This window comes from Marinithermus hydrothermalis DSM 14884 (assembly GCF_000195335.1).
In the GTDB taxonomy this organism is placed as follows: domain Bacteria; phylum Deinococcota; class Deinococci; order Deinococcales; family Marinithermaceae; genus Marinithermus; species Marinithermus hydrothermalis.
In genome coordinates this window covers 1,592,330-1,614,610 of record NC_015387.1, presented here as the reverse complement: position 1 = coordinate 1,614,610, position 22,281 = coordinate 1,592,330, and the positions used below count along the sequence as shown (strand labels likewise).

The window sequence follows — 22,281 nt, the reverse complement described above, 5'->3', positions numbered from 1 at the left end:
ATGGATCTTCTGAAGAAGGAATACACCTCGCTGACCTACATTTCCGGGCCGCTGCTCTTCGTGGAGAACGCCAAGGACCTCGCCTACGGCGCGATCGTGGAGATCAAGGACGCCACCGGGCGGGTGCGCGGCGGCCAGGTGATCGAGGTCTCCGAGGAGTACGCGGTCATCCAGGTGTTCGAGGAAACCACCGGCCTGGACCTGGCCACGACCTCGGTGAGCCTGGTGGAGGACGTCGCGCGCCTTGGGGTCTCCAAGGAGATGCTCGGCCGCCGGTTCAACGGGATCGGGAAGCCCATCGACGGCCTGCCCCCCGTGACGCCGGAGAAACGCCTTCCCATCGTGGGTTCGCCGATCAACCCGGTGGCGCGCCGGAAGCCCGAGGAGTTCATCCAGACGGGCATCTCCACCATCGACGTGATGAACACCCTGATCCGCGGGCAGAAGCTCCCGATCTTCTCCGGGTCGGGCCTGCCCGCGAACGAACTCGCCGCGCAGATCGCGCGTCAGGCCACCGTGCCCGGCGAGGACGTGCAGTTCGCGGTGGTCTTCGCCGCGATGGGGATCACCCAGCGCGAGCTGGCCTACTTCGTGCAGGAGTTCGAGCGCACCGGGGCGCTCTCCCGCTCGGTCCTCTTCCTCAACCGCGCGGACGACCCCACGATCGAGCGGATCCTAACCCCGCGCATGGCCCTCACCACCGCGGAGTACCTCGCGTTCGAGCACGACTACCACGTGCTGGTCATCCTGACCGACATGACCAACTACTGCGAGGCGCTGCGCGAGATCGGGGCTTCGCGCGAGGAGATCCCCGGCCGGCGCGGTTACCCCGGGTACATGTACACCGACCTCGCGAGCATCTACGAGCGGGCGGGTGTGGTTGAGGGCAAGAAGGGGTCGGTCACCCAGATCCCGATCCTCTCGATGCCGGACGACGACCGCACCCACCCCATCCCGGACCTCACGGGGTACATCACCGAAGGGCAGATCCAGCTCTCGCGCGAGCTGCACCGCAAGGGCATCTTCCCGCCGATCAACCCGCTGCCCTCCCTCTCCCGTCTCGCGAACAACGGGATCGGGAAAGGCAAGACCCGCGAGGACCACAAGCAGGTCTCCGACCAGCTGTACTCGGCCTACGCCAACGGCGAGGACATCCGGCGCCTCGTGGCGATCATCGGTGAGGACGCCCTGACCGAAAACGACCGCCGTTACCTCGAGTTCGCCGAGGCGTTCGAGAAGCACTTCATCAACCAGGGCGACCAGAACCGGAGCTTGGAGGAGTCCCTCGAGCTCGCCTGGGCGTTGCTCTCGATGCTGCCGCAGTCCGAGCTGAAGCGCGTATCGCGGGACCATATCGACAAGTACTACGGCAAGAAGCTCGAGGAGCTGTGGGGTGCGCCGTCGCAGGTCTAGTCGCGCTTAGGGAGGTCGTATGAGCCAGATCAGCCCCACCCGAATGGCCCTCCTGCAGCGCCGCGGCCAGTTGCGGCTCGCGCAGCGCGGGGTGGACCTCCTCAAGAAGAAACGCGACGCGTTGGTGGGGGAGTTCTTCGCCCTGGTGCGCGACACCCTCGAGGCCCGCAAGCGCTTGAACGCGGCGGCGCGCGAGGCGTACATGGCCTTGTTCCTGGCCAAGGCGTTTGACGGTCCGGAGGCGGTGGAGGCCGCGACGCTGGGCGTGCCGTTGCTCTCCGGCGTGGAGGCCCAGGTGGAGAACGTTTGGGGCACTCGAGTGCCGCGCCTCGAGGTCGCGTGGCCCGAGGGGTTGGCGGGCAGCCCCATCGCTACCGGCGGGCAGACCCTGAAGGCGCAGGAGGCCTTTCGGCAGTTCGCGGAGGCTTTGGTGGCGGTCGCGAACACCGAGACGCGCTTGCGGCGGATCGGTGAGGAGATCAAGAAGACCACGCGCCGCGTGAACGCGCTCGAGCAGGTGGTTATCCCCGGCATTCAGGGACAGATCCGCTTCATCCAGCAGGTGCTCGAGCAGCGGGAGCGTGAGGACATCTTCCGCCTCAAGCGGATTAAGGGCAAGATCGAAGCGCGCGAGGAGGCAGAGGCCAAAGCCTAGCCGTTGGTGGTTGGTTCGGCCCGGCCCGCAATAAGCGGGCCGGGCTTTTTATGCGGAGGGATCGGGAACCGCTGCTTGATTTTTACGCGCAGAACGCTATACTACTTGCTAAGTAGATCCTATACGATACCGCGGGTCAGGGAGCGACGCGAACCCCGCCGCGCCACCCCGAACGGGACGCACACGGAAAGCGCCGGAGCAGGCCCACGCAGTGTAGGAGCAGCGGCATGTACGAGGTCAGTGAGACGATTACTGAACTTAAAAGCCACCACAACATCTACTTCGAGTGTGAGCAGCGCAGAAAAATCCTCGTGTACATCCTGCGCTCCCCAACTCGGCGGTGGTAGCGGCGACCGCGCGTGCACTTCGCCGAGCTCTGGCGTTTCGATGATGGGCGCTGGACGCGCTGCGTTCCCCAGAGGAGGTCATCTGATGAGCCTACTTGAAGACATCCTTGCCCTGTGCGCCGAACTCCCCGAGGACGACCCGTTCGCCCTCGAGCCGCTCCGCGCGCGCTTTGAGCGCGCCTGGATGCGTGAGCCCGTCGAAGCGAGCACCCTCGAGGCCGACCTGCACGCGGCCTTCCCCGACGACCCCGACGCGCCCTACCGCGTCCTGCGCCAGGTCGCGCGCGCCTACGCGGTCGAGCGACGGCCCGACGGGAGGTGGGTCGTGCGGCTCGGCCTGCCCCTCTGCGTCCCGGCCCTCGCCGCGTGGCGCACCGCCCTGCCCGAGGGCGTCCACCGGGGCTTCACGCGACCGCTGGGGGAGGCGGGCCTCGAGGGCGCCGTGAGCCGCGTGCTGCACCCCGCCGAGGACTTCCACCCGCCCCTCGCCCTCCTCCCCCGGCTCCGGGGGGACGCCCCCCTGGACTGGACGCCGGCGCGGAAACCCCTCCTCGAGCCCGCCCCCGCCGTGGTGCCCCTGAACCTGTACCTGGACCGGCCGGACCCCCGGGTCCTCGAGGCGGTCCGCGCCGCGTACAGCGGACTCCCCCAGCTAGGCGCACCCATCCGCGTCCTCGAGCCGGAGCTATTACCGGACGCAGCCACGCGGGCCCTCGAGACCGCCCAACGGCGGCGCGTCGAGCGGGCCCTCGAGCTCTACCCGGAGGCGTACCCCCCGCACCTGGACGCGCCCCTCAAGCCCGGGGAAGAGGTCGTCCTGGCCGCGATGGGGGAGGATAAGCGCCTCGAGCTGCCCCGCGGCGCGTACCAGGCGACCGCGGACCTGGAGCGCGTCCTCGCGCAGGTGCCGCCGCCCGGCCCGAAGATCACAAGCTGAAACCAGAGGAAAGGAGGAGGTAAGCATGGAAAAGGAAGCCGCTCCGCCCCTCACCCAGCAACTCCGCGCACCGTTTTTCGTGGAGGCCCTTCGAAGGTTTCTCCTGAACCGGGGCCGCTGCCTGGCCCTGGACGCGCGCGCGGCCGCGCCGCGCATCAAGGACGTGATGCGGACCTAGGCACGCGCGCCGCTCCTCTTCGCGCTCCTGTTCCTGCTCGGGGGTGCTTGCCCGTCCCTGAGCGGGAAGATTACCAGCTCGAGATCCACCCGGACGGGCGCGTCACGCTGCGCGTGGCGGACCTGTTGCTCCTCGACCCCGGGGTCAGCCCCGAGGAACCGCCGTGATTCTTCAGGAGGGCCTCGAGATCCTCCAAAACATAGGGGAGCGAGCGGATCCAGCCCCTCGAGAACGGGCGCTTTGAGGTCGTGCACGCCCTGGAGTTCCCTGCGAGCGAGACCCACTGGAGGTACGACCTGGACCTCCTCCAGCTGGAGCGGGAGGGGGACGTGATCACGATCCGCGCGCGGTCCGTGACGGAAGCGGACCTCGAGGAGCGCCGCGCGTACGGGCTCGAGCCCGACTACCGCATCACCGCCCGCCTCTACGCGCGCGTCGCGGAAGCCGAGGGCCTCGCACGTCGCCTGTTCGGGGGGTACACCTGGTGGGTGAAGAGCGCGCCCACAGGCGGGTTCGTCCTGCGCGTTGGGAGTGAGGGGTAAGGGTGCGGAGGATGGAGGCCCCCACCTTGCGCTTGGGGTTCGCCTCGCGGTCCTGGCCCACCATAACACCGTGCCCCTCCCGGCCTAAAGTCCGGGAGGGGCAGCGTTAGGTGACGCTTGGGAGTAGGGGTTAGGTGTTGTGCTCTTGCTCGCGGCGCAGGGCGATGCGCAGGCAGACCGCGAGTCCGCCCCAAAGGAGGGTGGCGGCGATGAGGAACATCAGAAGCGCGATGGGTTTCATGCTTCCCTCCTTTCCATCTCAACCGCGACGCTGCGGCCCCAGGGCAGCCGCTGAATCAGGAAGGCGGCCACGATCACGAGGAGGACCGTCAGCCAGCCGAAACCGATCAGCAGGCCCATGGGGTAGCCCCCGTACGGCTGGGCGAGGTCGGCGGCGAGGGCCTTCCAGGCCATGACGGTGAGCAGGATCGGGGTGAGGATCCCCGCGGAGAGGAGGAGCCAGGGACGGCTCACGCGGAAGTCGGAGACGCTGTCAGCGTGATCCGCCAGCGGCCCGAAGATCTTCCAGATCCAGAACACCGCAACCACCTCGGCCAGCCCGATCAGGGCGATGCCGTAGTTGTTGATGAAGTGGTCCACGATGTCCAGGTAGATGAGGCCGGCCTTGGTGGCAAAGAGCAGGCTGCCCAGGAAGGCCACCACGTGCACGCCAATGACGGCCTGCTTGTAGGAGATGCCAAACTTGTCCGCCACGGACTGGGCGACCACGTTCACCAGGGAGATCAGGGAGGACATGCCCGCAACCACGAGCGCGACGAAGAAGAGGAAGCCGAACAGGCCCCCCAAGGCCGGGAAGGAGTTGAGGATCTGCGGGAAGACGATGAAGGCGAGACCCACGCCGCCCGCGGCGACCTCGTTGACCGGCACCCCCTGGGCCTGGGCCATGAAGCCGATCGCGCCGAACACGCCGAGCGCGGCAAGCAGGCTGAACCCGCTGTTGGCGAGCGCAGTGATGAAGGCGTTGTTGGTGAGGTCGGCCTTCTTCGGCAGGTAGCTCGCGTAGGTGATCATCACGCCGAGCCCGACGCTCAGGCTGAAGAAGATCTGGCCGTACGCGGCGAGCCAGACCTTGCCGTCGAAGAGCTTGCTCCAGTCCGGGGTGAAGAGGTGGTTCAGCCCCTCGACCGCACCGGGCAGCGTGATGCCGCGCAGGGTGATGATGAGCATCAGCACCAGCAACAAGGGCATGAAGATCTTATTGGCGCGTTCGATACCCTCACTCACCCCTCGCACCATGATGAGGAAGGAGGCGATCCACACCAGGATGAGGGCGATGGCAACCGAGGGCTGCAGCCCGCCCGTGGGCCAGAAGGTATCCGGGAGGCCCAGGTACGAGCCGAAGAAGAAACCCTTGGTGTCCGCGCCCCAGGCCTGCGTGAGCGCGAACCACGCGTAGCTCACCGCCCAGGCGATGACCACCGTGTAGTACAGCGTGATGACGAAGGAGACCAGGACCGGCCACCACCCGAGCCACTCCCACTTCTCCGAGATGCGGCGCAGCGCTAGGGGAGCCGATCCCCGGTACTTGTGCCCGATGGCGAACTCAAAGATCAGTAGGGGAATGCCGGCGGTGAACAGGGCGATGAGGTAGGGTAGCAAGAACGCGCCGCCGCCGTTCTCGTACGTGACGTAGGGGAACCGCCAGATGTTCCCCAACCCGATGGCCGAACCTACCGCGGCCAACACGAATCCGGTACGGGTAGCCCAAGTTTCTCGCTGCAAGGTTCTAACCTCCCCACAAAAAAATAGATGTATGCCACGATGTCAAGCCGTCGGTTACGCGGTATCTCGGTCGGTCAGGATGAATTATTCATAATTCGAGGCCTCGAGTCAAGCCTGCGTAAAGTTTTGGACCGAGTAAAAATGGGGCGGCCTGTGGCCGCCCCATCGGGATAGGTGTCCCTACGCTCCCGCGAAGGAAAGGTCCGCTACCGCCACAACAGGCGTCCCAACCGCCACGCCCATGAACGTCCACTCGAGCTCCGCCCCTACCGCAACTACGCGCTCGAGAAGCTCGAGGAAGTTCCCGCTAATCGCAAAGTTTTCCACGGGATGGCGTATTTCCCCATCTTCCACCCAAAGCCCGAGCGCCTGCAGGGAGAACTCCCCCGAGATGGGGTTGGCCCCGGCGTGCACCCCCATCACCTCGCTGACGATCACGCCCGTCTCGAAGGTCACGCCCGCTCCGGGTTCGACCACGAGGTTCGTGGGGGCCACCCCGAGGGTGCCCCGGTAGTCGCGCGCGGCGTGCCCGGTGTTCGCCACGCCGAGCCGCAGCGCCGCCTCGCTGTTCGTCAGGTAGTTCCGCAGCACTCCCGCCTCCACCAGCACGGTGCGGCGGGCAGGGGTGCCTTCCGCGTCGAAGGGCCTGCGCACGAGGCCCTGCGGGAACGTGGGGTCGTCCACCAGCGTAACCGCCGGGCTCGCGATGCGCGTGCCGAGCTTGCCCGCGAGCCGGCTCTTCCCCTCGAGGACGGCTTTACCGCTCCATAAGCTCCAAAAGGCGAGGAGCAGGTGCGCGAAGGCCCGCGGCTCGAGGTACGCGGTGTACCGGCCGGTCTTGAGGGGACGCGCCCCCAGAAGCCGCCCCGTACGCTCCAGGAGGGTGTGGGCGGTGCGTCCAGGGTCGAGGACGTGGAACTCACCGGCCCAGTCCGCGCCCCAGCCCTGCTTGAGGCTCGTGCCTTCACGCATCACCATCGAGCCCATAAGGCCGGCCAGCCCCGCGCGGTAGGTTCCGGAGGCCCCCTCGGTGGAGCCCAGGTGGACCGCCACCTCGCGCTCGGTGTACCCGGCGAACATGACCTGCCCCACGCGCGGGTCCTTCCGGAGGTTGGCCTCAAACTCGAGGGCCGCGCGTTGTTTCGCTTCGAGCGGAGCGGACAGGCCCTCGCCGAGCGTGTCCTGGTGGCCGAGGGCGTGACCTTTGGGGAGGAACCCCCCGGTTTCGGACTGCAAAGCGGCGTTCTGCCGGGCTTCTTCCAGCGCCCAGTCGAGGCTTGGGGGGGTCAGGTCCTCCGTGTAGGCGTAGCCGACCCGGCCGTTTTCAACCAAGCGCAACCCGATCCCGCCGCGCTGGGCCTGCTTGACCTCCTCGAGCCGGCCCTCGTGCGCCTTGAGGCTGAGCTCGCGCTGGTGACTGCCGAACACCTCGAGCTGCACCCTGAGTGCCTGGGCGCGCTCGAGCAGGTAGGTTTTCGCTTCTTCAAAGGTCATCGTTCCCTCCGGTTACGCCTGCCCGCCGACCACGAGTTCGCTCACCAATAGGTGCGGTTGCCCGACCTCTACGGGGATCGAGCCGGAGAGCGAACCGCACATGCCGGGGGCGTTCGCGAGGTCGTCCGAGACCGCCACGATCCTCTGGATGGTTTCCGGGCCTTTGCCGACAAGCATCGCGCCGCGCACGGGCTCCTCGATGCGGCCCTTGCGAATGATGTACCCTTCCTTGACCGCGAAGTTGTACTCGCCCGAGCCGGGGCGGACCTGCCCGCCCCCCATGTCGGCGGCGTACAGGCCGAACTCGATCCCCTCGAACAGCGCTTCTTTCGGGGTGTCGCCGGGGGCGATGAAGGTGTTGCGCATGCGGCTCGTGGGGGCGAAGGTGTAGTCCTGCCGGCGGCCCGAGCCGGTGGGACGGTACCCTGTTTTGAGGCTGCCGAGCCGGTCCACCATGTAGCTCTTGAGCACGCCGTTCTCGATCAGGACGGTGCGCTCCGTGGGGTGGCCTTCGTCGTCGTACTCCGAGGACCCCCACCCGTGCGCCAGCGTGCCGTCATCGATGTAGGTCACGACCGGGCTCGCCACCGGTTCCCCTAGTTTGTCCGAGAGGACCGAGGCCTTTTTGGCCACCGAGGTGGTCTCCAAGAGGTGCCCCAGGGCCTCGTGGAAGATCACGCCGCCGAAGGCGTTGCCGATCACTACCGGCATCGTGCCCGCGGGGGCGGGGCGTGCCCGCAGGTTCGTGAGGGCTTGCATGCCGGCGCGCCGGCCCACCTCGGCGGGCGGGAAACGCTCGAAGAGCTCGAGGCCCGCGCTCAAGCCCGGCCCGGCCGAGCCGGTCTGGGCGCCGCGTTCGTCCTCGGCGATGGCCACCACGACCAGGCGCGTGCGCACCCGGCGGTCCTCCACCCACGCCCCCTCGCTGTTGGCGACGAGCACCTCCTGGTCCCACTCCAGCAAGCGCGTCTCCACTCGCTTGATCTCCGGAGCGACGCGGGCCGCGGCCTCCGCCTCGAGGAGGCGCTCGAGGCGGTAGCGCTTGTCCTGGGATTCGAGGGGCATCTTGGGGGCGTGCAGCCCCGTGGCGGTCTGCTTTCGGAAATCCAGCCCTCCCGCGCCGCGGGCGTCCACGCGGCCTTTCTCGCCCTTGAGCCGGGCGAGCGTCTCGGTGACTTCGAGGAGGTTCGCTTCGGAGAGGTCGTTGGTGTAGGCGTACACCACCTCCGTCCCAAAGAACAATCGCACCCCGGCCCCGTACTCGAGGCCGGAGAGGGCTTCCTTGACCTCGCGGTTTAGCACGCGCAGGTGGCGCCGCCGCCAGCGCTCGACGTAGACCTCGGCGAAGTCGGCACCGTACTGATGTGCGGTCGTTAGGAGTTTCGAAACGAGTTCGGGTTGTAGCATGCGCGTATTCTAACCCGGCGAGTGACCGGCGGGTCAGTAACCTGGGTGACCGTCCGCGTTCGCCGCGTTATTTCGGTTTCGAAAACAGTCGGGTCAGACGCCACAAGGCTTCTTCAAGCGCTCGGACCGGGTTCCCGGCCTCCTTCGCCCGGCGTTCCGCCACGACGAGCGCCTCCAGCGCCTGGCGTAGGCGCGCTTCGTCGAGCCGCTTCGCGAGCAGGAGGGCCTGGCGCGCCGCGTACGGGTGCACCCCTAGCAGCCCCGCGGCCTCCTTCTCCCCAAGCAAGGGGTTCTCCGCGAGGAGGGCCCAGGCCTTGGCTAGGGTCGTGTACTGCCAGCTCAAGGCCCCCAGGATGCGCAAGGGTTCCTCGCCGCGCGCCAGGAGGGTGCGGAGGTGCTGGAGCGCCTCGCGGAACCGTCCTTCCGTCACCGCGCGCACCAGATCAAACGCGCTCAAGGGCGCTTCGAGGGCCACCACCGCCCGCACCTTCTCCACGCTGAGCGGGGGGGAGAGGAGCTCGAGCTTCTCCAGCTCCATCGCCAGGGCCTCCAGGTCGCCCTCGAGGCCCGCGAGGTACTGCGCGACCGCGCTGGGGGCTTTGATGCCGCGGGATTTGAGCTCGTTCTCCACCCAGCGCACCCGGTCCTTCCACCTCGGGGTGGGGTGGTCCCGCACCTCGGCGCGCGCCTTGTACCAGCGGCTCCGCGCCGCGGGGGGTTTGGGATCCAGGAGCAGAACGAGCGCGTCCGCGGGAAGGGCTTCGAGGACGGGCCGGAGGGCCTTCCACTCGGCCTCGGCGGCCTCCCTGAGGTCCACGAGGGCCCCGGAGGGGCCGAACAACCCGCCTGCGGCTGCCTGCTGGAGCCGGGCGGGATCCGGGGGCAGGAGGCGCGGGGCGAGCCCCTTCAATTCGGCCTCCCGTAACAACGCCTGCCGGGCCAGGTACGGGTCGCCGGTGAAGGCAACGATCACGCTACCCCAGCGCGTTCTTGCCGGTGATGTCCCGGCCCACGATGAAGGTGTGGATGTCGTGGGTGCCCTCGTAGGTGTCCACCGTCTCTAGGTTCAGCATGTGCCGGATCGCGTGGTACTCGAGGGTGATCCCGTTCCCCCCGAGGATCTCGCGCGCGGTGCGGGCGGCCTGCAACGCGGCGCGCACGTTCTGGCGCTTGGCGAGGGAGACCTGGGTGTAGGTGAGGCGGCCCGCGTCCTTCAAGCGCCCGAGCCGCCAGGCGAGGAGGAGGCCTTGGGTGTGCGCGGTGAGCATCTCCACCAGCTTGTGCTGCACCATCTGACGGGCGGCGATCGGGCGGCCGAAGGTGACGCGGCTCGAGGCGAACTCGAGGGCTTCAGTGTACACGGCCTCGAGGGCCCCCATCGCGCCCCAGGCGATCCCGTAGCGGGCCTGGGTGAGGCAGGCGAGAGGCGCGCGCAGCCCCTGGGCCTTGGGGAGCATCTGGTCCTTGTGCACGCGCACCTCATCGAGGACGAGCTCGCTCGTCACCGAGGCCCGGAGGCTCATCTTGTGCTTGACCTCGTTCGCGGTGAAGCCTGGCGCGTCGGTGGGCACGATGAAGCCCCGCACCACGCCCTCCTCGTCCTTGGCCCAGATGATGGCGATGTCCGCGATGTTCCCGTTGGTGATCCACATCTTCGTGCCTGAGAGGACGTAGTGATCGCCGTCCCTGCGGGCGCGGGTCTTCATGTTCGCGTCCGGGTCGGACCCGCCGTCGGGCTCGGTGAGGCCGAAGCAGCCGACGAGCCGGCCCGCGGCGAGCTCGGGCAGGTACCGCTGTTTTTGCTCCTCGGACCCGAAGGCGTAGATGGGGTACATCACGAGCGCGCCCTGGACCGAGGCGAAGCTCCGCAGCCCGGAGTCCACGCGCTCGAGCTCGTACATGATCAGGCCGTACGCGACGTTGCTGACCTCGGCCGCGCCGTACGCGCTGGGGAGGTTCGCCCCCAAAAACCCCATCTCCCCGAACCGGGGGATGAGGTGCTTGGGGAAGACGCCCTCCTCCCACCACTGGGCGATGTGGGGCAGGGCCTCGGCCTCGAGGAACTTCCGTGCGGCGGCCTGGACCTGGCGTTCTTCCGGGGTGAAGAGCTCTGCGACCTGGTAGTAGTCCAGCATGGTTTCCCTCGCTCTCGCGCCTAAGATACCCCCCGGGTGAAGGCGGCGGCAACCTTTGCAACGTTCCGCGTTTTCGGGGTAGAATCTGGGCGCAACACAGCGTGGGAGGTGGGTTATGAAGCTTGGCATGCGGTCTGTTGTGGCCCTTGGGCTCCTCTTGCTGGGGGGCGTTGCGGGGGCTCAGGTGACGCGGATCTCCATCGCGACCGGCGGCACCGGCGGGATCTACTTCCCGCTGGGCGGGGGGATGGCCAAGGTCTGGACGGACTTCGTCGAGGGCGTGGAGGCCACCGCCGAGGTCACGGGCGCTTCGGTGGAGAACGTGCGGCTGGTGGTGCTGGACGAGGCCCAGGTGGCCTTGGGCACCGGGAACGTGGTCTTCCAGGCCTACGCGGGCACCGGACGGTTCGAGGGCAAGCCCCAACCGATCCTCGCGATCGGAGCGATGTACCCGAACGCCCTGCAGATCGCGACCCTGAGCAGTACCGGGATCCGCCGCATCGCGGATCTCAAGGGCAAGCGGGTCTCGGTGGGCGCGCCTGGTTCGGGGACCGAGGTGATGACCAAGAGCGTCCTCGAGGTGCTCGGGGTGACCTACGCGGACTTCGCGCAGCTTCAGCGCCTTTCCTTTGCGGAGAACGTGAACGCGCTCAAGGACGGGGCGATCGACGCGGGCAGCTGGTCGGTGGGGCTGGGGGCCAGCTCCCTGGTGGATCTGGCCACCACGCGGGATATGGAGCTGGTGTGCATGACTCCGGAGGAGCAGCAAAAGGTGCAGGAGGCGTTTAGTTACTACGCGCCCTTCACCATTCCCGCCGGCACCTATCCCGGCGTGGATTACGACTGTCCTACCGTCCAGGTGGCGAACGTTCTCTTCGTGCACCGGGACGCGGACCCCGAGCTCGTCTACCAACTCACCCGGGCGCTTTACGAGCACAAGGACGCGCTCGAGCAGATCCACCCCGTGGCGCAGATCATCAGCCCCGAGTACGCCTTGAACTCCACCCCGATCCCCTTCCACCCGGGGGCGCTCCGCTACTACGAGGAGCTCGGCCTCGAGGTGCCGGCAGCGCTGAAGCCCGAGCGGTAGGCCATGCGGGGGCTCCTGGGCGTCGGCCTGTTGTTAGGCCTGGGGGCCCTCGCCTTCTTCCTGGGGGTGCAGCGGGGGGTTTGGGTCGAGGTGGACGGGAGGGGAGTGCTGTTCCTGCCGCTAAAGGAGGAGGAGCGGTTCGCGCTCTCGTGGGTCCACTCCGTGGACGGCATCCGGGTGTGGGACGTGTTCGAGTACCGCGAGGGGCGCGTTTACCTGGTGGAGACGCGCACTCCCTACTTCGCGGCTGGGTTGGGTGAGGTGCCCGGGAGGGGGCGTGTGGTGGGGATGGCGGGGCACGCCTTGGCGATCGTGGGAATCGATGAGCCGCTCGAGGGGTGGGTGCTCCGCATCGGCAGTCCCGAGGTACGCCATACGCTCCACCACCGTGGGTGCGCCTACGACCTGAGCGCCCGTTATGCGCACCGGCGGCTCACCTTCCGTCCGGGCGTGCGCTTGGGGTTGGGACGAGGTGAGGCATGCGCTACGTGGTGACGCTGCTCGCGCTGGGGCTCGTGGCGTTTCAACTCTACACTGCGGGCGTGTCCCCCATGCCCGCGATCTTCCAGCGCTCTGCGCATTTCGCGCTGGTGCTCGCCCTGCTTTTTTTGACGGTGCCGGTCTCCCGGCGGGCTTCCCCGGCCGTGCGGTGGATGGTGGACGGCCCGCTGGTCCTGCTGGCCCTTGTGACGGGCGGGTACATCTACTTCGGGTACGACGCGATCATCGAGCGATTTGGGTGGTGGGAACCGCAGGACATCTGGCTGGGGAGCACGCTGGTCCTCCTTACCCTCGAGGCCACCCGCCGCGCGATCGGCTGGCCGATGACCCTCATCGCCGCGGCCTTCCTGGCCTACGCGTTCTTGGGGCCGTACATGCCGGGGGTCCTGGCGCACAAGGGGTACTCCCTCCAGCGCTTGGTGGGGCAGCTGTACCTGACCACCGAGGGGATTTACGGCCTGCCGCTCGGGGTGGCGGCGACCTTCGTCTTCATCTTTATCTTGTTCGGGGCGCTGCTCGAGGCGACCGGGGCGGGCCGGTTCTTCATCGACCTAGCCTACGCCCTCGCGGGGCGGAGCCGTGGCGGGCCGGCGAAGGCCAGCGTGATCGCTTCGGCTTTCATGGGGTCCGTTTCGGGCAGCGCGATCGCAAACGTGGTAACGACGGGCGCGTTCACCATCCCGCTCATGAAGCGGCTGGGGTACCGGCCTGAGGAGGCGGCGGGGGTGGAGTCCGCCGCGAGCACCGGGGGACAGATCATGCCGCCCATCATGGGGGCCGGGGCTTTTCTCATCGCGGAGTTCACCGGCGTGCCGTACCTGGAGATCGTGAAGCTCTCCTTGATCCCGGCGCTCTTGTACTTCCTCACCGTCTACCTCTTCGTGGATCTGATCGCGGCCAAGCGGGGCATGCGGGGGCTGCCCCCAGAGGAGCTGCCTCCCTTAAAGCGCGTGCTCCTCGAGGGCTGGCACTTCCTGTTGCCGGTGGGGGTGCTGGTGTACTACCTGATCGCCGGGGTGAGCCCTATGCGGGTGGGGTTCATCGCGGTATTGACCGTGCTTGCCGCCGCGCTTGTACGCCGTTCCTCCCGGCCGCGTTTGGGACAGATCATCGCGGCTTTTGAAAAGGGAGCGCGAGCCGCGGTTCCCGTGAGCGTAGCTACGGCCGCCGCGGGCATCGTGGTGGGGGTGGTGGGCCTTACGGGCCTCGGGCTGAAGTTCAGCGATCTGGTGATCGGGTTTTCCGGCGGGGTCCCCTTGCTGGCGCTGCTTTTGGTGGCGCTGGCGAGCTTAGTGTTGGGGATGGGGCTTCCGGTCACGGCCTCCTATATCGTGCTGGTGGTCCTCGCCGGACCGGCGCTGGAGGAGCTGGGGATCGCCTTGATCGTGGCCCACCTGGTGGTCTTCTGGTTCAGCCAGGACTCGAACGTCACCCCGCCGGTGGCCCTCGCGGCCTACGCCGCGGCGGGGTTGGCCGGAACGAGCCCCATGCGCGCGGCCTTCCAAGCCTGGAAGTTCGCGAAGGGGTTGTACCTCGTGCCCTTGTTGATGGTGTACGCGCCGGGGGTGCTCTTGATGGGCTCGCCCCCTGAGGTCTTGTGGGACCTGTTGCGGGCCGCGCTGGCCTTGTGCGCCTTCGCCATGGCTCTTGAAGGGTACGGGTTCCGTCCGTTGCGGGCCTGGGAACGGGCCTTGCTTTTAGGGGGTGGGGTGGCATTGTTCGTGCCGGAAAGGACCCTGGATCTTCTAGGGCTCGCGGCGGTGCTCGTGGGGGTGGGCGTGGGGTTCTTGCAGGCGCGCGGCGGGCTTGGGCCCGCACAGGATCGGGAATCACAAGAATAGGCTGACCGGTCAGTCAGATGCGTAATATGATGGGGGGTGTTGGCCCTCGAGCTCCTACGCGACCCCCTATATCGGCGTTACTGGATCAGCCTCTTCATCAGCCAGCTCGGGACCTGGATGCAAGCCGCGACCCAGGCCTGGCTGGTCCTCGTCCTCACCGGCTCAGCCGAACGGCTGGGCTTGGTCGTGGCGCTGCAGTTTGCCCCCTCCCTCTTCTTCTCGCTCCTCGCGGGCGTGGTGGCCGACCGGACGCCCAAGCGCCGGCTGTTGCTCCTTACGCAGACCAGCCTCATGCTGCTGGCTTTGGGGATGAGCCTCCTCATCTTTGCCGGGGCCGTCCAGTACTGGCACGTCCTGATCTTTGCCGCGCTCTACGGCACCGCGAACGTCTTCGACCTGCCCACGCGCCAGGCCTTCACCGTGGAGCTCGCTGGGCGGGCGCGCTACCCCGGCGCGATCTCCCTCAACTCCTTCGGGTTCAACCTCTCGCGCCTGGTGGGCCCGGCGGTTGCCGGACTGGTGATCGCGCGGTACGGGATGGGCTGGACCTTCCTCCTCAACGCCCTCTCCTTCATCCCCCTAATCCTGGTGTTGCGCGGCCTCTCGGTCGGGAACGCCGCGGGGGAGCGGCGCGGCAACCCCATCGCCCAAGCGCTGGAGGGTCTGCGGTACGTCTGGGCCACCCCCCTCGTGCGCACCGTCGTCCTCCTCATGCTCTGGGTGGGGATCTTCGGGATCAACTTCCAGACCCTCATCCCCGCGTACGCCCGGCTCGAGCTGGGCCTCGAGGCTGGTGGGTACGGGTTCCTGCTCTCAGCGCTGGGGTTGGGGGCGCTCGGCGGAGCGCTCTGGCAGGCGTGGGCCTCGAGCGTACGCCCGGCGCGTCTGCTGTTGGGGGCGGGGTTGTTGGGGGGGGTGCACCTGCTGCTCTTGGCGCGCCTTCCGGCGTGGGGGGTGGCCATCGTTCTTATCGCGGCGGGGTTCGCGATGGTAACCACGCTGATCAGCGCGAACACCACCGTCCAGACGATCGTGCCCGACCGGCTAAGGGGGCGGGTGATGTCCATCTACTCTTTGGTGCTGTTGGGGACGGGGCCGCTTGGCGCCTACCTCACGGGCCTCTTGTTCGAGGCGCTAGGGGGGCGCATGGCCGCGGGGGTGCTCGGAGCCTGCACCCTCGCGGGGTGGGTCTTCTTCCTGCGTCGCCCCTGGCCCCGGCGGCTGGATGCGGCGCGGCCGGAGGCGGTGTAGCCGGGGTACCCGGCCGGGTTTTGTATACTAAGGGCGTCACGTGGAAAGGGGGACTCGATATGCGCGTGTGGGGTCGCACCCTGCTAGTTGCCCTGTTGTTAGGAGGCCTTGCCCTGGCGCAGGATGGGTTGGGAGCACAGGTGTACCAGCAGTGCGCCGGGTGCCACCAGGAAAGCGGGATGGGGCTTCCCGGCATCTTCCCGCCGCTCGCGGGCACGCTGCCTAGGATCGCCGCGGCTGAGGGAGGGCGCGACTACCTGATCCGGGTGGTGCTGTTCGGCATGATGGGCCCAATCGAGTCCGTGAACGGTAGCTACAACGGACAGATGCCGGCCTGGGGGGGCAGCTTCGACGACGCGCAGATCGCCGCGGTGCTGAACTACGTGCTGACCGCGTGGGGCAACGACGCGCTCTTGCCCAAGGGGTGGGAGGCCATCGCCCCCGAGGAGGTCCAGGCCGCGCGGGTGGAGGACCTTAAGCCGCAGGAGGTGCTGAAGCTGCGGCCCAAGGTGGAGTTCGGCGAATGAGGCGTGTGGGGCGGGGACGTACCCCCGCCCCACATACGAAGCCCCTCAGGGGCCTGGGCTTTAGGCCCGCCAGTCCGCAGGGCGCGTCCCGAGCCCCAGCCGCCAGGCCACGGCCTGCGCGACGCGCAGGGCGGCGCGGCCGTCCCCGTACGGGTTCTTGGCGCGCCGCATCCGCGCCCGCGCCTCGGGATCCGTGAGCAGGCCGTCCACCACGGCGTAGACCCGCGCGGGGTCGGTGCCCGCAAGCGTGAGGATGCCGGCCTCGAGCCCCTCCGGCCGCTCGGTCACGTTCCGGAGCACCACGACCGGAACCCCAAGGGCCGCTCCTTCCTCCTGCAGCCCTCCCGAGTCGGTCACGATCAACGTGCTTTCGCGGAGCAGCGCGGCCATCGCCCCGTACTCCAAGGGGTCGAGCAGCACGAAGTTCGGCACCCCCTCCAGCACCGGCCAGACCGCCTCGCGGACCACGGGGTTCAGGTGCACGGGGTAGACGAAGGTGTACCGGGGGTGCGCCCGCGCCAGCTCGGCCAGCGCATGGGCCAGATGGCCGAGCCGCGGCCAGTTCTCCCGCCGGTGCATCGTGACCGTCACGTAAGGGCCGGGCGGCAACCCCGCGGGCAGCCGCCCCACCCGCGCGGCGTACTGGATCGCGTCGATCCCGGTCTGGCCGGTCACCACGATGCGTTCGGCCGGCTTGCCCTCGCGGATCAGGTTTGCTTTCGCGCCCGGGGTAGGGGCGAGGTCCAGATCGGTGAGCACGTCGGTCAGCCGGCGGTTGGCCTCCTCGGGGAAGGGCTCCCTAAGGTTATGGCTGCGTAGCCCGGCCTCCACGTGCCCCACCGGCAGCCCCTCCAAGAACGCTGCCCAGGCCACCGCGAAGGTCGTGAGGGTGTCCCCGTGCACCAGCACGTACTCCGCCTCGAGCTCCCGGAGCTTCCGCGCGGCCTGGGGCAGGATGCGGGCCGCGAGGTCGGGAAGCGCCTGGCGCTCGGTCATGACCTCGAGGTTGGCCGCGACGGGCACCTCGAAGAGCGAGAGGGCTTGCTCGAGCTGCTCCTTGTGCTGCCCGGTGAGGAGCACCCGGGGGGTGAGCCCCTGGACCTGCCGGAGGGCACGGTAGACAGGGGCCATCTTGGTGGCTTCGGGGCGGGTGCCGAACGCGAGTACAACGGTGCTCATCGGGTTTGCGCCTCGGGATCGGTGGAGTTGGGATCTGGTGTTTGGGCTTCGCGCTGCGCGGCGCGCCTGCGGCGCCAGACGGCGAAACCGAGCAGGAGGGTCGTGCCGCCAGCCGTGGTGAGGACGGTCGGGTAGTTCATGCCCTGCACGAGCATCGCAGCGAGGTTCGCGAGGAGCGTGGCGCCCCAGAGGAGGTAGGCCACCTGGTGTTGCGAGAGCCCGCGGGCCAAAAGGCGGTGGTGCAGGTGGTCCTTGCCCGGTGTGGAGAGGGGGTTCTTGCCCGCCAAAAGGCGGCGCACGATGACCTGGGCCGTGTCCACGACCGGGATGAGGAGGAAGAGGAGGGGGGGGAAGAGGGCGAAGACGGTGGTGATCTTGAGGTTACCGAGGATGCTGCTCGCGGCGAGGACGTACCCGAAAAAGTACGCGCCGGCGTCCCCCATGATGATCCGCGAGGGGTGCAGGTTGTGCCGGAGGAAACCGAGCGCGGCCCCGCCCAAGGCGGCGAGGACCAGGGTGGCCGCCGCCCGGGTTTCGAACTGGGCGGAGGCCGCGAGGAGGCTCATCGCGGTGATGAACCCCACACCGCCCGCAAGGCCGTCCACCCCGTCGATCAAGTTCATCGCGTTGGTGACGCCCACGATCCAGAGGATCGTGAGGAGGAAGGAAAGAGCGGGATCAATCGGCGAGCCGAACGCGGCTTCGATGCGGATCCCGGTCGCGTAGAGCAACAGCGCGGTGAGGACCTGCACGCCCAGGCGAAACAGGGGCGGCAGCCCGAACTGGTCGTCCACGAATCCCGTGAGGACGAGCACCGCTCCCCCGAGCATGATCGCGAACACCTGGAGCTGGACGTCCACCAGGACGTTGGGGCGCAAGAGAAACGCCAGCACCAGCGCGACCCACACCCCCCCATAGATCGCGAGCCCCCCGGCGTTAGGGAGCGGGGTGCGGTTCAGGCGGCGCGGGGAGGGCGGGTCGGCCCACCCTACCTTCAAAGCGAAGGCCCGCACCGTGGGGATGAACCGCCAGGTGGCGACCGCGGCGAGTACGAAGGTGCCCACCACGGCCAGCCACCCGGGACCGGTGGGGTCCGCGACGCCCAGGCTCCACAGGAAACGCTCGAGGGGTTCGGGCATAAGCTCCTTTAGGAACGGTACGGGGTCACTTCGTTCCGTAGATCCGGTCCCCGGCGTCGCCCAGGCCCGGCACGATGTACCCTTTCTCGTTCAGCCGTTCGTCCACCGCCGCGGTCACGATCTCCACGTCCGGGTGTTCTCGCTGCACCCGCTCGATGCCCTCGGGGGCCGCGAGGATGCTCATGAGCTTGATGGAGGTCGCGCCTTTATCCTTCAGAATCTGAAGGGCCCGCGCGGCGCTGCCCCCGGTGGCGAGCATGGGGTCGGTGAGGAAGACCCGGCGCTCGTGGATGTCCTGCGGGAGTTTCGCGTAGTACTCGACGGGTGCGAGCGACTCTGGATCGCGGTACAACCCGATGTGCCCTACCTTGGCGGCCGGCACCAGGCGCACGATGCCCTCCACCATCACCAGCCCCGCCCGAAGTACCGCGACCAGGGCGAGCTTCTTCCCCGAGAGGGTGTACGCCCGCGCGTAGGCGACTGGGGTCTTGACGGTGATCTCCTCGAGCTCCAGATCGCGCATGGCCTCGTACGCCATGAGCATCGAGACCTCGGCCATGAGCTCTCGGAAGTCCTTGCTTCCGGTGCGTTCGTCCCGAAGAAGGGCCAGCTTGTGTTGAATAAGGGGGTGATCCACAACCGTGACCTTCATCCCTCAAAGGCTATCACAGCGGGGTGAACGCTTCGTAAAAACGCCGGGCGCGTGGGAGCTTGTCCCGCACGGCCTCCGCGAACCCCTCGGGGTGCTTGGTGCGGAACCAGTATAGGTCGTGCAAGTAGGTTAGCGGCACGTAGAACCGCAGGCGCGCCCAGAGGGCTTGGGGCTCCGGGTACTGCCGCACGATGCGCCGCAGGGTGTGGGTAGCGGCCGCTTCGCCCAAGAGATCCAGCGTGCCGGTCTTCAGGATGGCCAGGTCCCGGGCGGGGTCCTCCCCACCCGCGCGGGCCCAGTCCACGATCAGGATCTCTCCCCCTTCGCGCACCAGGATGTTCCCAGCCCAAAGGTCCCGGTGGCTAAAGCGGTGCGTCACCCCGCCCACTTGAGCGAGGTGCCCCTTGAGTTGCTGGATCAGCTCCGTGGCCTCGGGTAGGTCGCGCAGCGCCTGAGCGAAAGCGTCCAGCCGCGCGGCGAGCTCGGTGCTCGAGGTGCGCCCCGCCTCGGGCAGGGTGTGCAGGCGTTGCAAGAACCCGGAGAGGTACGCGAGGACCCGGTCGTTAAAGCGCGCGGCGGTGAGCGGTTGCCCTTCGAACGCTTGCATGATGAGTGCACCGTACCCGTCCAGCGTCGCATCGTCCAGCACCTCCACCACGCGTTCGCTGAGTCCAGCCCGGGCCATGTTACGCGCTTCCCGGCGGACGAGGGCGCGTTCGGGAGGGGCGTACACCTTGAAGACGTAAGGCCCTCCGCGCAACACGCGGGCCTCGAGGCCGTCCCCGACCAGGGTGAGGGGGAAGCCGAAGCGGGCCTCGAGCATCCGAACGACGGTGAGGGGGACCGAACGCTGCGCCACGCGCCCATCATAGAATATGAGCGTGCTATTGGCCGAACTTCGGCCCGAAGCGACGGTTGTGAGCCCCGACCGTGCGCACGTCGTGAGTTTCGATCGGGAGGGGCGTCTCCTCACCTACTTTGCGGCAGGGCGCACCTATAAGCGCAGTCTGGCCTCGGAGGTGCACCTGCGCGTGCGGGAGGGGGGGCGGCGGGTGCGGCGGGTTTTGGACGTGGAGGAGGCCCTCGCGGTCTTTCGCGAGGCCTACGCACTCGCCGAGCGTGCGTGGCGAGAGGCCGGCCCGGCGTTGCGGGCGCGGCTGGAGGCGGAGGTCCTCCGGTGGACACCCGAGCGCTTGTGGGCGGAACGCGAGCGGTTCCTTAAGGTGTACAAGCCCATCTCGATCCTGCCGCCGGACCAGTATTTCGCGGTCGTCCTCCAGGCCACCGAGGGGTGCACCTGGAACCGCTGTACCTTCTGCACCTTCTACGCAGACCGCCCGTTCCGTGCCCGCAACCTCCCGGAGTTCACGGCGCACGCGGAGGCGGTCCGGGCGTTTTTGGGGCGCGGCCTCGCCTTGCGTAAAGGGATCTTCCTTGCGGACGGGAACGCCCTGGCGCTTTCGTTGAACCGGCTTGCTCCGCTCGTGGAAGCGGCCCGTGCGACCTTTCCGGACCGGCCGGTGTACGGCTTTATCGACGTCTTCACCGGGGAGCGGCACACCCTGGAGGAGTGGCGGGCCCTCAAGACGATGGGCCTCGAGCGGGTGTACGTCGGGATGGAGACCGGCCTGGACGCGCTGCTGGCCTTCCTCAACAAGCCCGGCTCGCGGGCCGAGCTCGTGCGCTTCGTGGGGGAACTAAAGCAAGCGGGGCTCGGCGTGGGCCTGATCGTGATGGTAGGCGTGGGGGGGCGGGCGTACCGCGAACGGCACGCCCAGGCCACGCTCGAGGCGTTACGCGAGATGCCGCTGGACGCGAAGGACCTGGTTTACGTCTCGCCGTTTGTGGAGCACCCCACCTCGGCATACGCCCGGCTGCGCGAAGCGGCGGGCCTGGAACCGATGCTCCCTGAGGAGGTGGAGGCGGAACTGGCGCGCCTCGCGGCCGCCGTGCGCCGCTTGGGGGTGCGGGCGAGCCGTTACGACATCCGTGAGTTCGTGTACTGAACTGATCTCGGCCTACTCCGTTGCTTCGGCCGTCAGGTCCTCCAGCAGTCCCTTGTAGATCTCCGCGGTGAGGCGCGTGACCTGCTCGGCGGCCTCGAGTCCTTTCAGGCCGTTGGGGAGGCGTTGGTTCGCGATCCGGAGCGCTTCGGCCAGCACCTCGGGGAAGATCGGCCAGGAGGTGAGCGCGGGGGAAGACTCGTTGTTGCTGGGTTCGCTGGATTTGCGCTTCTTCTTGCGTCCCCCGCTGCCGCTTTTCCGTTCGATCTCGCCGTGGGTGCTTTTCAGGGCTTCGTAGGCGAGTTCCGCGGCGATGCGTTCGGCCTCGCGTTTGGTGCGGCCCTGGCCGGTCGCGACCACGGTGCCGTTCACCATGACGTCGCTGATGAAGAGGGGGTCGTGCTCGGGGCCGGTGCCGCGGGTGTCGAACTCGGGCCCTGCCAGCCCCTTGGTGCGGCAGTAGGCGATCAGCGCACTCTTCGGATGGGTCATGTTCTCCCTCGTTGTGTGTGGTCTCGTACCCCCACCCTAGGGGGCTGAATTATTGTAACACGGGCCGGCTCTAGTTCGGCGGTTTCGCTTAGAATTGAGGGAGCATGATCCGGATTCTGCTTGCGGACGATCACGCCCTGTTCCGGCAGGGGCTCAGGACGCTGCTGGAGGCCGAGCCGGAGTTCCGGGTGATCGGGGAGGCGGGGAACGGGCGGGAGGCGCTGCGCACGGCGCTCGCCACGCGTCCCGACGTGATTCTGATGGACATCCAGATGCCGGAGCTGGACGGGGTGCAGGCCACGCAGGAGATCCTGCGGGAGTTCCCGGAGGCCCGGGTGATCATGCTCACCATGTACCGGCAGGACGCGTACGTCTTCGAGGCGGTCAAGGCCGGGGCGCGGGGGTATTTGCTCAAGGACGCGCAGGCCGAGGAGCTGATCGACGCGATCCGCCGGGTGCACCAGGGGGAGGTGCTCTTGGACGGGGAGCTGGCGGAGCAGATCATCCAGGATTTTCGGGCGAAGCGGGAGGCCCTGACGACGGCGCCGGCGGCGGAGTTGACGGAGCGGGAGGTGCAGATCCTGCGGCTGTTGGCGCAGGGGGCGACGAACCAGGAGATCGCGGACGAGCTGGGGCTTTCGGAGAAGACGGTGCGCAACCGGCTCTCCGAGATCTTCGCGAAGCTGCACCTCAACAACCGCACCCAGGCCGCCCTGTACGCCATCCGCGAAGGGCTGGCCGACGCAGAGGAGTAA

Annotated in this window: 23 protein-coding genes; 12 read left to right on the top strand and 11 right to left on the bottom strand. The window is 68.1% G+C overall.

All coding sequences use genetic code 11. From position 1 onward, the window contains the following. The 5 genes from MARKY_RS08045 (at position 1) to MARKY_RS08030 (ending at position 4,072) form a co-directional block, all read left to right on the top strand. Positions 1–1,413, top strand: coding sequence for a V-type ATP synthase subunit B (locus tag MARKY_RS08045; RefSeq protein WP_013704381.1), 1,413 nt, complete (start codon positions 1–3; stop codon positions 1,411–1,413). A gap of 19 nt (positions 1,414–1,432) precedes the next feature. Then, positions 1,433–2,068, top strand: coding sequence for a V-type ATP synthase subunit D (locus MARKY_RS08040; RefSeq protein ID WP_013704380.1), 636 nt, complete (start codon positions 1,433–1,435; stop codon positions 2,066–2,068). Between the two features lie 432 nt (positions 2,069–2,500). Further along, on the top strand, positions 2,501–3,352 hold the full coding sequence (locus tag MARKY_RS08035; protein WP_013704378.1) for a hypothetical protein: 852 nt from the start codon (positions 2,501–2,503) through the stop codon (positions 3,350–3,352). A 25-nt stretch (positions 3,353–3,377) separates the two neighbouring features. Next, positions 3,378–3,530: a hypothetical protein gene (locus tag MARKY_RS11915; protein ID WP_013704377.1), complete on the top strand. Its 153-nt coding sequence runs from the start codon at positions 3,378–3,380 to the stop codon at positions 3,528–3,530. A 248-nt stretch (positions 3,531–3,778) separates the two neighbouring features. Next, positions 3,779–4,072 (top strand): hypothetical protein, encoded by a 294-nt coding sequence (locus tag MARKY_RS08030; RefSeq protein ID WP_013704376.1) that lies wholly within the window; start codon positions 3,779–3,781, stop codon positions 4,070–4,072. A 130-nt stretch (positions 4,073–4,202) separates the two neighbouring features. Here the strand turns inward: MARKY_RS08030 and MARKY_RS11800 are convergent, their stop codons facing one another. The 6 genes from MARKY_RS11800 to MARKY_RS08005 all read right to left on the bottom strand — a co-directional run bounded on the left by MARKY_RS11800 (position 4,203) and on the right by MARKY_RS08005 (position 10,851). Beyond that, positions 4,203–4,313, bottom strand: coding sequence for a MetS family NSS transporter small subunit (locus MARKY_RS11800; protein WP_013704375.1), 111 nt, complete (start codon positions 4,311–4,313; stop codon positions 4,203–4,205). After that, the gene (locus tag MARKY_RS08025) at positions 4,310–5,815 is read right to left on the bottom strand and encodes a sodium-dependent transporter (RefSeq protein WP_013704374.1); all 1,506 of its coding nucleotides are present in this window, start codon (positions 5,813–5,815) and stop codon (positions 4,310–4,312) included. The genes MARKY_RS11800 and MARKY_RS08025 overlap by 4 nt, the downstream gene beginning before the upstream one ends. A gap of 180 nt (positions 5,816–5,995) precedes the next feature. Beyond that, positions 5,996–7,309, bottom strand: coding sequence for a TldD/PmbA family protein (locus MARKY_RS08020; protein ID WP_013704373.1), 1,314 nt, complete (start codon positions 7,307–7,309; stop codon positions 5,996–5,998). Positions 7,310–7,321: 12 nt separating this feature from the next. Then, positions 7,322–8,716 carry a TldD/PmbA family protein gene (locus MARKY_RS08015; protein WP_013704372.1) on the bottom strand — a complete coding sequence of 465 codons (1,395 nt, stop codon included), beginning with the start codon at positions 8,714–8,716 and terminating at the stop codon, positions 7,322–7,324. A 67-nt stretch (positions 8,717–8,783) separates the two neighbouring features. Then, positions 8,784–9,689 carry a DNA polymerase III subunit delta gene (gene holA, locus MARKY_RS08010; RefSeq protein ID WP_013704371.1) on the bottom strand — a complete coding sequence of 302 codons (906 nt, stop codon included), beginning with the start codon at positions 9,687–9,689 and terminating at the stop codon, positions 8,784–8,786. A 1-nt stretch (position 9,690) separates the two neighbouring features. Further along, positions 9,691–10,851 (bottom strand): acyl-CoA dehydrogenase family protein, encoded by a 1,161-nt coding sequence (locus tag MARKY_RS08005; RefSeq protein WP_013704370.1) that lies wholly within the window; start codon positions 10,849–10,851, stop codon positions 9,691–9,693. A 127-nt stretch (positions 10,852–10,978) separates the two neighbouring features. Here MARKY_RS08005 and MARKY_RS08000 point away from each other — a divergent pair, with 127 nt between their 5' ends. Genes MARKY_RS08000 through MARKY_RS07980 form a run of 5 tightly spaced genes read left to right on the top strand, consistent with a single transcriptional unit; the run spans position 10,979 to position 16,061 of the window. Beyond that, the gene (locus MARKY_RS08000) at positions 10,979–11,941 is read left to right on the top strand and encodes a TAXI family TRAP transporter solute-binding subunit (protein WP_245526773.1); all 963 of its coding nucleotides are present in this window, start codon (positions 10,979–10,981) and stop codon (positions 11,939–11,941) included. Between the two features lie 3 nt (positions 11,942–11,944). Then, the gene (locus MARKY_RS11435; RefSeq protein ID WP_013704368.1) at positions 11,945–12,436 is read left to right on the top strand and encodes a DUF1850 domain-containing protein; all 492 of its coding nucleotides are present in this window, start codon (positions 11,945–11,947) and stop codon (positions 12,434–12,436) included. Beyond that, positions 12,421–14,283 carry a TRAP transporter permease gene (locus tag MARKY_RS07990; protein ID WP_013704367.1) on the top strand — a complete coding sequence of 621 codons (1,863 nt, stop codon included), beginning with the start codon at positions 12,421–12,423 and terminating at the stop codon, positions 14,281–14,283. The genes MARKY_RS11435 and MARKY_RS07990 overlap by 16 nt, the downstream gene beginning before the upstream one ends. A 36-nt stretch (positions 14,284–14,319) precedes the next feature. Continuing rightward, complete coding sequence (locus MARKY_RS07985) at positions 14,320–15,534, top strand: MFS transporter (RefSeq protein WP_013704366.1); 1,215 nt, start codon at positions 14,320–14,322, stop codon at positions 15,532–15,534. Positions 15,535–15,593: 59 nt separating this feature from the next. Then, the gene (locus MARKY_RS07980; protein ID WP_013704365.1) at positions 15,594–16,061 is read left to right on the top strand and encodes a c-type cytochrome; all 468 of its coding nucleotides are present in this window, start codon (positions 15,594–15,596) and stop codon (positions 16,059–16,061) included. Between the two features lie 60 nt (positions 16,062–16,121). On the opposite strand, the gene wecB is transcribed toward MARKY_RS07980, so the two are convergent. From wecB to MARKY_RS07960, 4 genes are read right to left on the bottom strand one after another with little or no spacing between them, the layout of a single operon-like run. Then, positions 16,122–17,240, bottom strand: a complete 1,119-nt coding sequence (gene wecB / locus MARKY_RS07975; RefSeq protein ID WP_013704364.1) for a non-hydrolyzing UDP-N-acetylglucosamine 2-epimerase — start codon at positions 17,238–17,240, stop codon at positions 16,122–16,124. Beyond that, positions 17,237–18,379, bottom strand: coding sequence for an MraY family glycosyltransferase (locus MARKY_RS07970; protein WP_013704363.1), 1,143 nt, complete (start codon positions 18,377–18,379; stop codon positions 17,237–17,239). Before MARKY_RS07970 ends, wecB begins: the two co-directional genes overlap by 4 nt. Positions 18,380–18,404: 25 nt before the next feature. After that, positions 18,405–19,031: a uracil phosphoribosyltransferase gene (upp, locus tag MARKY_RS07965; RefSeq protein ID WP_013704362.1), complete on the bottom strand. Its 627-nt coding sequence runs from the start codon at positions 19,029–19,031 to the stop codon at positions 18,405–18,407. Positions 19,032–19,044: 13 nt separating this feature from the next. Beyond that, positions 19,045–19,890 carry a phosphotransferase gene (locus MARKY_RS07960; RefSeq protein WP_245526772.1) on the bottom strand — a complete coding sequence of 282 codons (846 nt, stop codon included), beginning with the start codon at positions 19,888–19,890 and terminating at the stop codon, positions 19,045–19,047. A gap of 16 nt (positions 19,891–19,906) precedes the next feature. Here MARKY_RS07960 and MARKY_RS07955 point away from each other — a divergent pair, with 16 nt between their 5' ends. Then, positions 19,907–21,037, top strand: coding sequence for a radical SAM protein (locus tag MARKY_RS07955; protein WP_013704360.1), 1,131 nt, complete (start codon positions 19,907–19,909; stop codon positions 21,035–21,037). 12 nt (positions 21,038–21,049) lie between these two features. Here MARKY_RS07955 and MARKY_RS07950 read toward each other — a convergent pair whose 3' ends face one another. Further along, positions 21,050–21,526, bottom strand: a complete 477-nt coding sequence (locus MARKY_RS07950; protein ID WP_013704359.1) for a putative dsRNA-binding protein — start codon at positions 21,524–21,526, stop codon at positions 21,050–21,052. Positions 21,527–21,630: 104 nt separating this feature from the next. On the opposite strand from MARKY_RS07950, the gene MARKY_RS07945 reads away from it, so the two are divergent. Beyond that, entirely contained in the window at positions 21,631–22,281 is a 651-nt protein-coding gene (locus MARKY_RS07945; RefSeq protein ID WP_013704358.1) for a response regulator, read from the top strand.

Bases quoted from the DNA above. Each gene is read 5' to 3' on its own strand.
- MARKY_RS08035 (WP_013704378.1), top strand. From the start codon at position 2,501: ATGAGCCTACTTGAAGACATCCTTGCCCTGTGCGCCGAACTCCCCGAG.
- MARKY_RS08040 (WP_013704380.1), top strand. From the start codon at position 1,433: ATGAGCCAGATCAGCCCCACCCGAATGGCCCTCCTGCAGCGCCGCGGC.
- MARKY_RS08000 (WP_245526773.1), top strand. From the start codon at position 10,979: ATGCGGTCTGTTGTGGCCCTTGGGCTCCTCTTGCTGGGGGGCGTTGCG.
- MARKY_RS07955 (WP_013704360.1), top strand. From the start codon at position 19,907: ATGAGCGTGCTATTGGCCGAACTTCGGCCCGAAGCGACGGTTGTGAGC.
- MARKY_RS08020 (WP_013704373.1), bottom strand. From the start codon at position 7,309: ATGACCTTTGAAGAAGCGAAAACCTACCTGCTCGAGCGCGCCCAGGCA.
- MARKY_RS11915 (WP_013704377.1), top strand. From the start codon at position 3,378: ATGGAAAAGGAAGCCGCTCCGCCCCTCACCCAGCAACTCCGCGCACCG.
- MARKY_RS07990 (WP_013704367.1), top strand. From the start codon at position 12,421: ATGCGCTACGTGGTGACGCTGCTCGCGCTGGGGCTCGTGGCGTTTCAA.
- wecB (WP_013704364.1), bottom strand. From the start codon at position 17,240: ATGAGCACCGTTGTACTCGCGTTCGGCACCCGCCCCGAAGCCACCAAG.
- MARKY_RS07950 (WP_013704359.1), bottom strand. From the start codon at position 21,526: ATGACCCATCCGAAGAGTGCGCTGATCGCCTACTGCCGCACCAAGGGG.
- MARKY_RS07980 (WP_013704365.1), top strand. From the start codon at position 15,594: ATGCGCGTGTGGGGTCGCACCCTGCTAGTTGCCCTGTTGTTAGGAGGC.
- MARKY_RS08005 (WP_013704370.1), bottom strand. From the start codon at position 10,851: ATGCTGGACTACTACCAGGTCGCAGAGCTCTTCACCCCGGAAGAACGC.
- MARKY_RS11435 (WP_013704368.1), top strand. From the start codon at position 11,945: ATGCGGGGGCTCCTGGGCGTCGGCCTGTTGTTAGGCCTGGGGGCCCTC.
- MARKY_RS07970 (WP_013704363.1), bottom strand. From the start codon at position 18,379: ATGCCCGAACCCCTCGAGCGTTTCCTGTGGAGCCTGGGCGTCGCGGAC.
- MARKY_RS07945 (WP_013704358.1), top strand. From the start codon at position 21,631: ATGATCCGGATTCTGCTTGCGGACGATCACGCCCTGTTCCGGCAGGGG.
- MARKY_RS08045 (WP_013704381.1), top strand. From the start codon at position 1: ATGGATCTTCTGAAGAAGGAATACACCTCGCTGACCTACATTTCCGGG.
- MARKY_RS11800 (WP_013704375.1), bottom strand. From the start codon at position 4,313: ATGAAACCCATCGCGCTTCTGATGTTCCTCATCGCCGCCACCCTCCTT.
- upp (WP_013704362.1), bottom strand. From the start codon at position 19,031: ATGAAGGTCACGGTTGTGGATCACCCCCTTATTCAACACAAGCTGGCC.
- MARKY_RS08015 (WP_013704372.1), bottom strand. From the start codon at position 8,716: ATGCTACAACCCGAACTCGTTTCGAAACTCCTAACGACCGCACATCAG.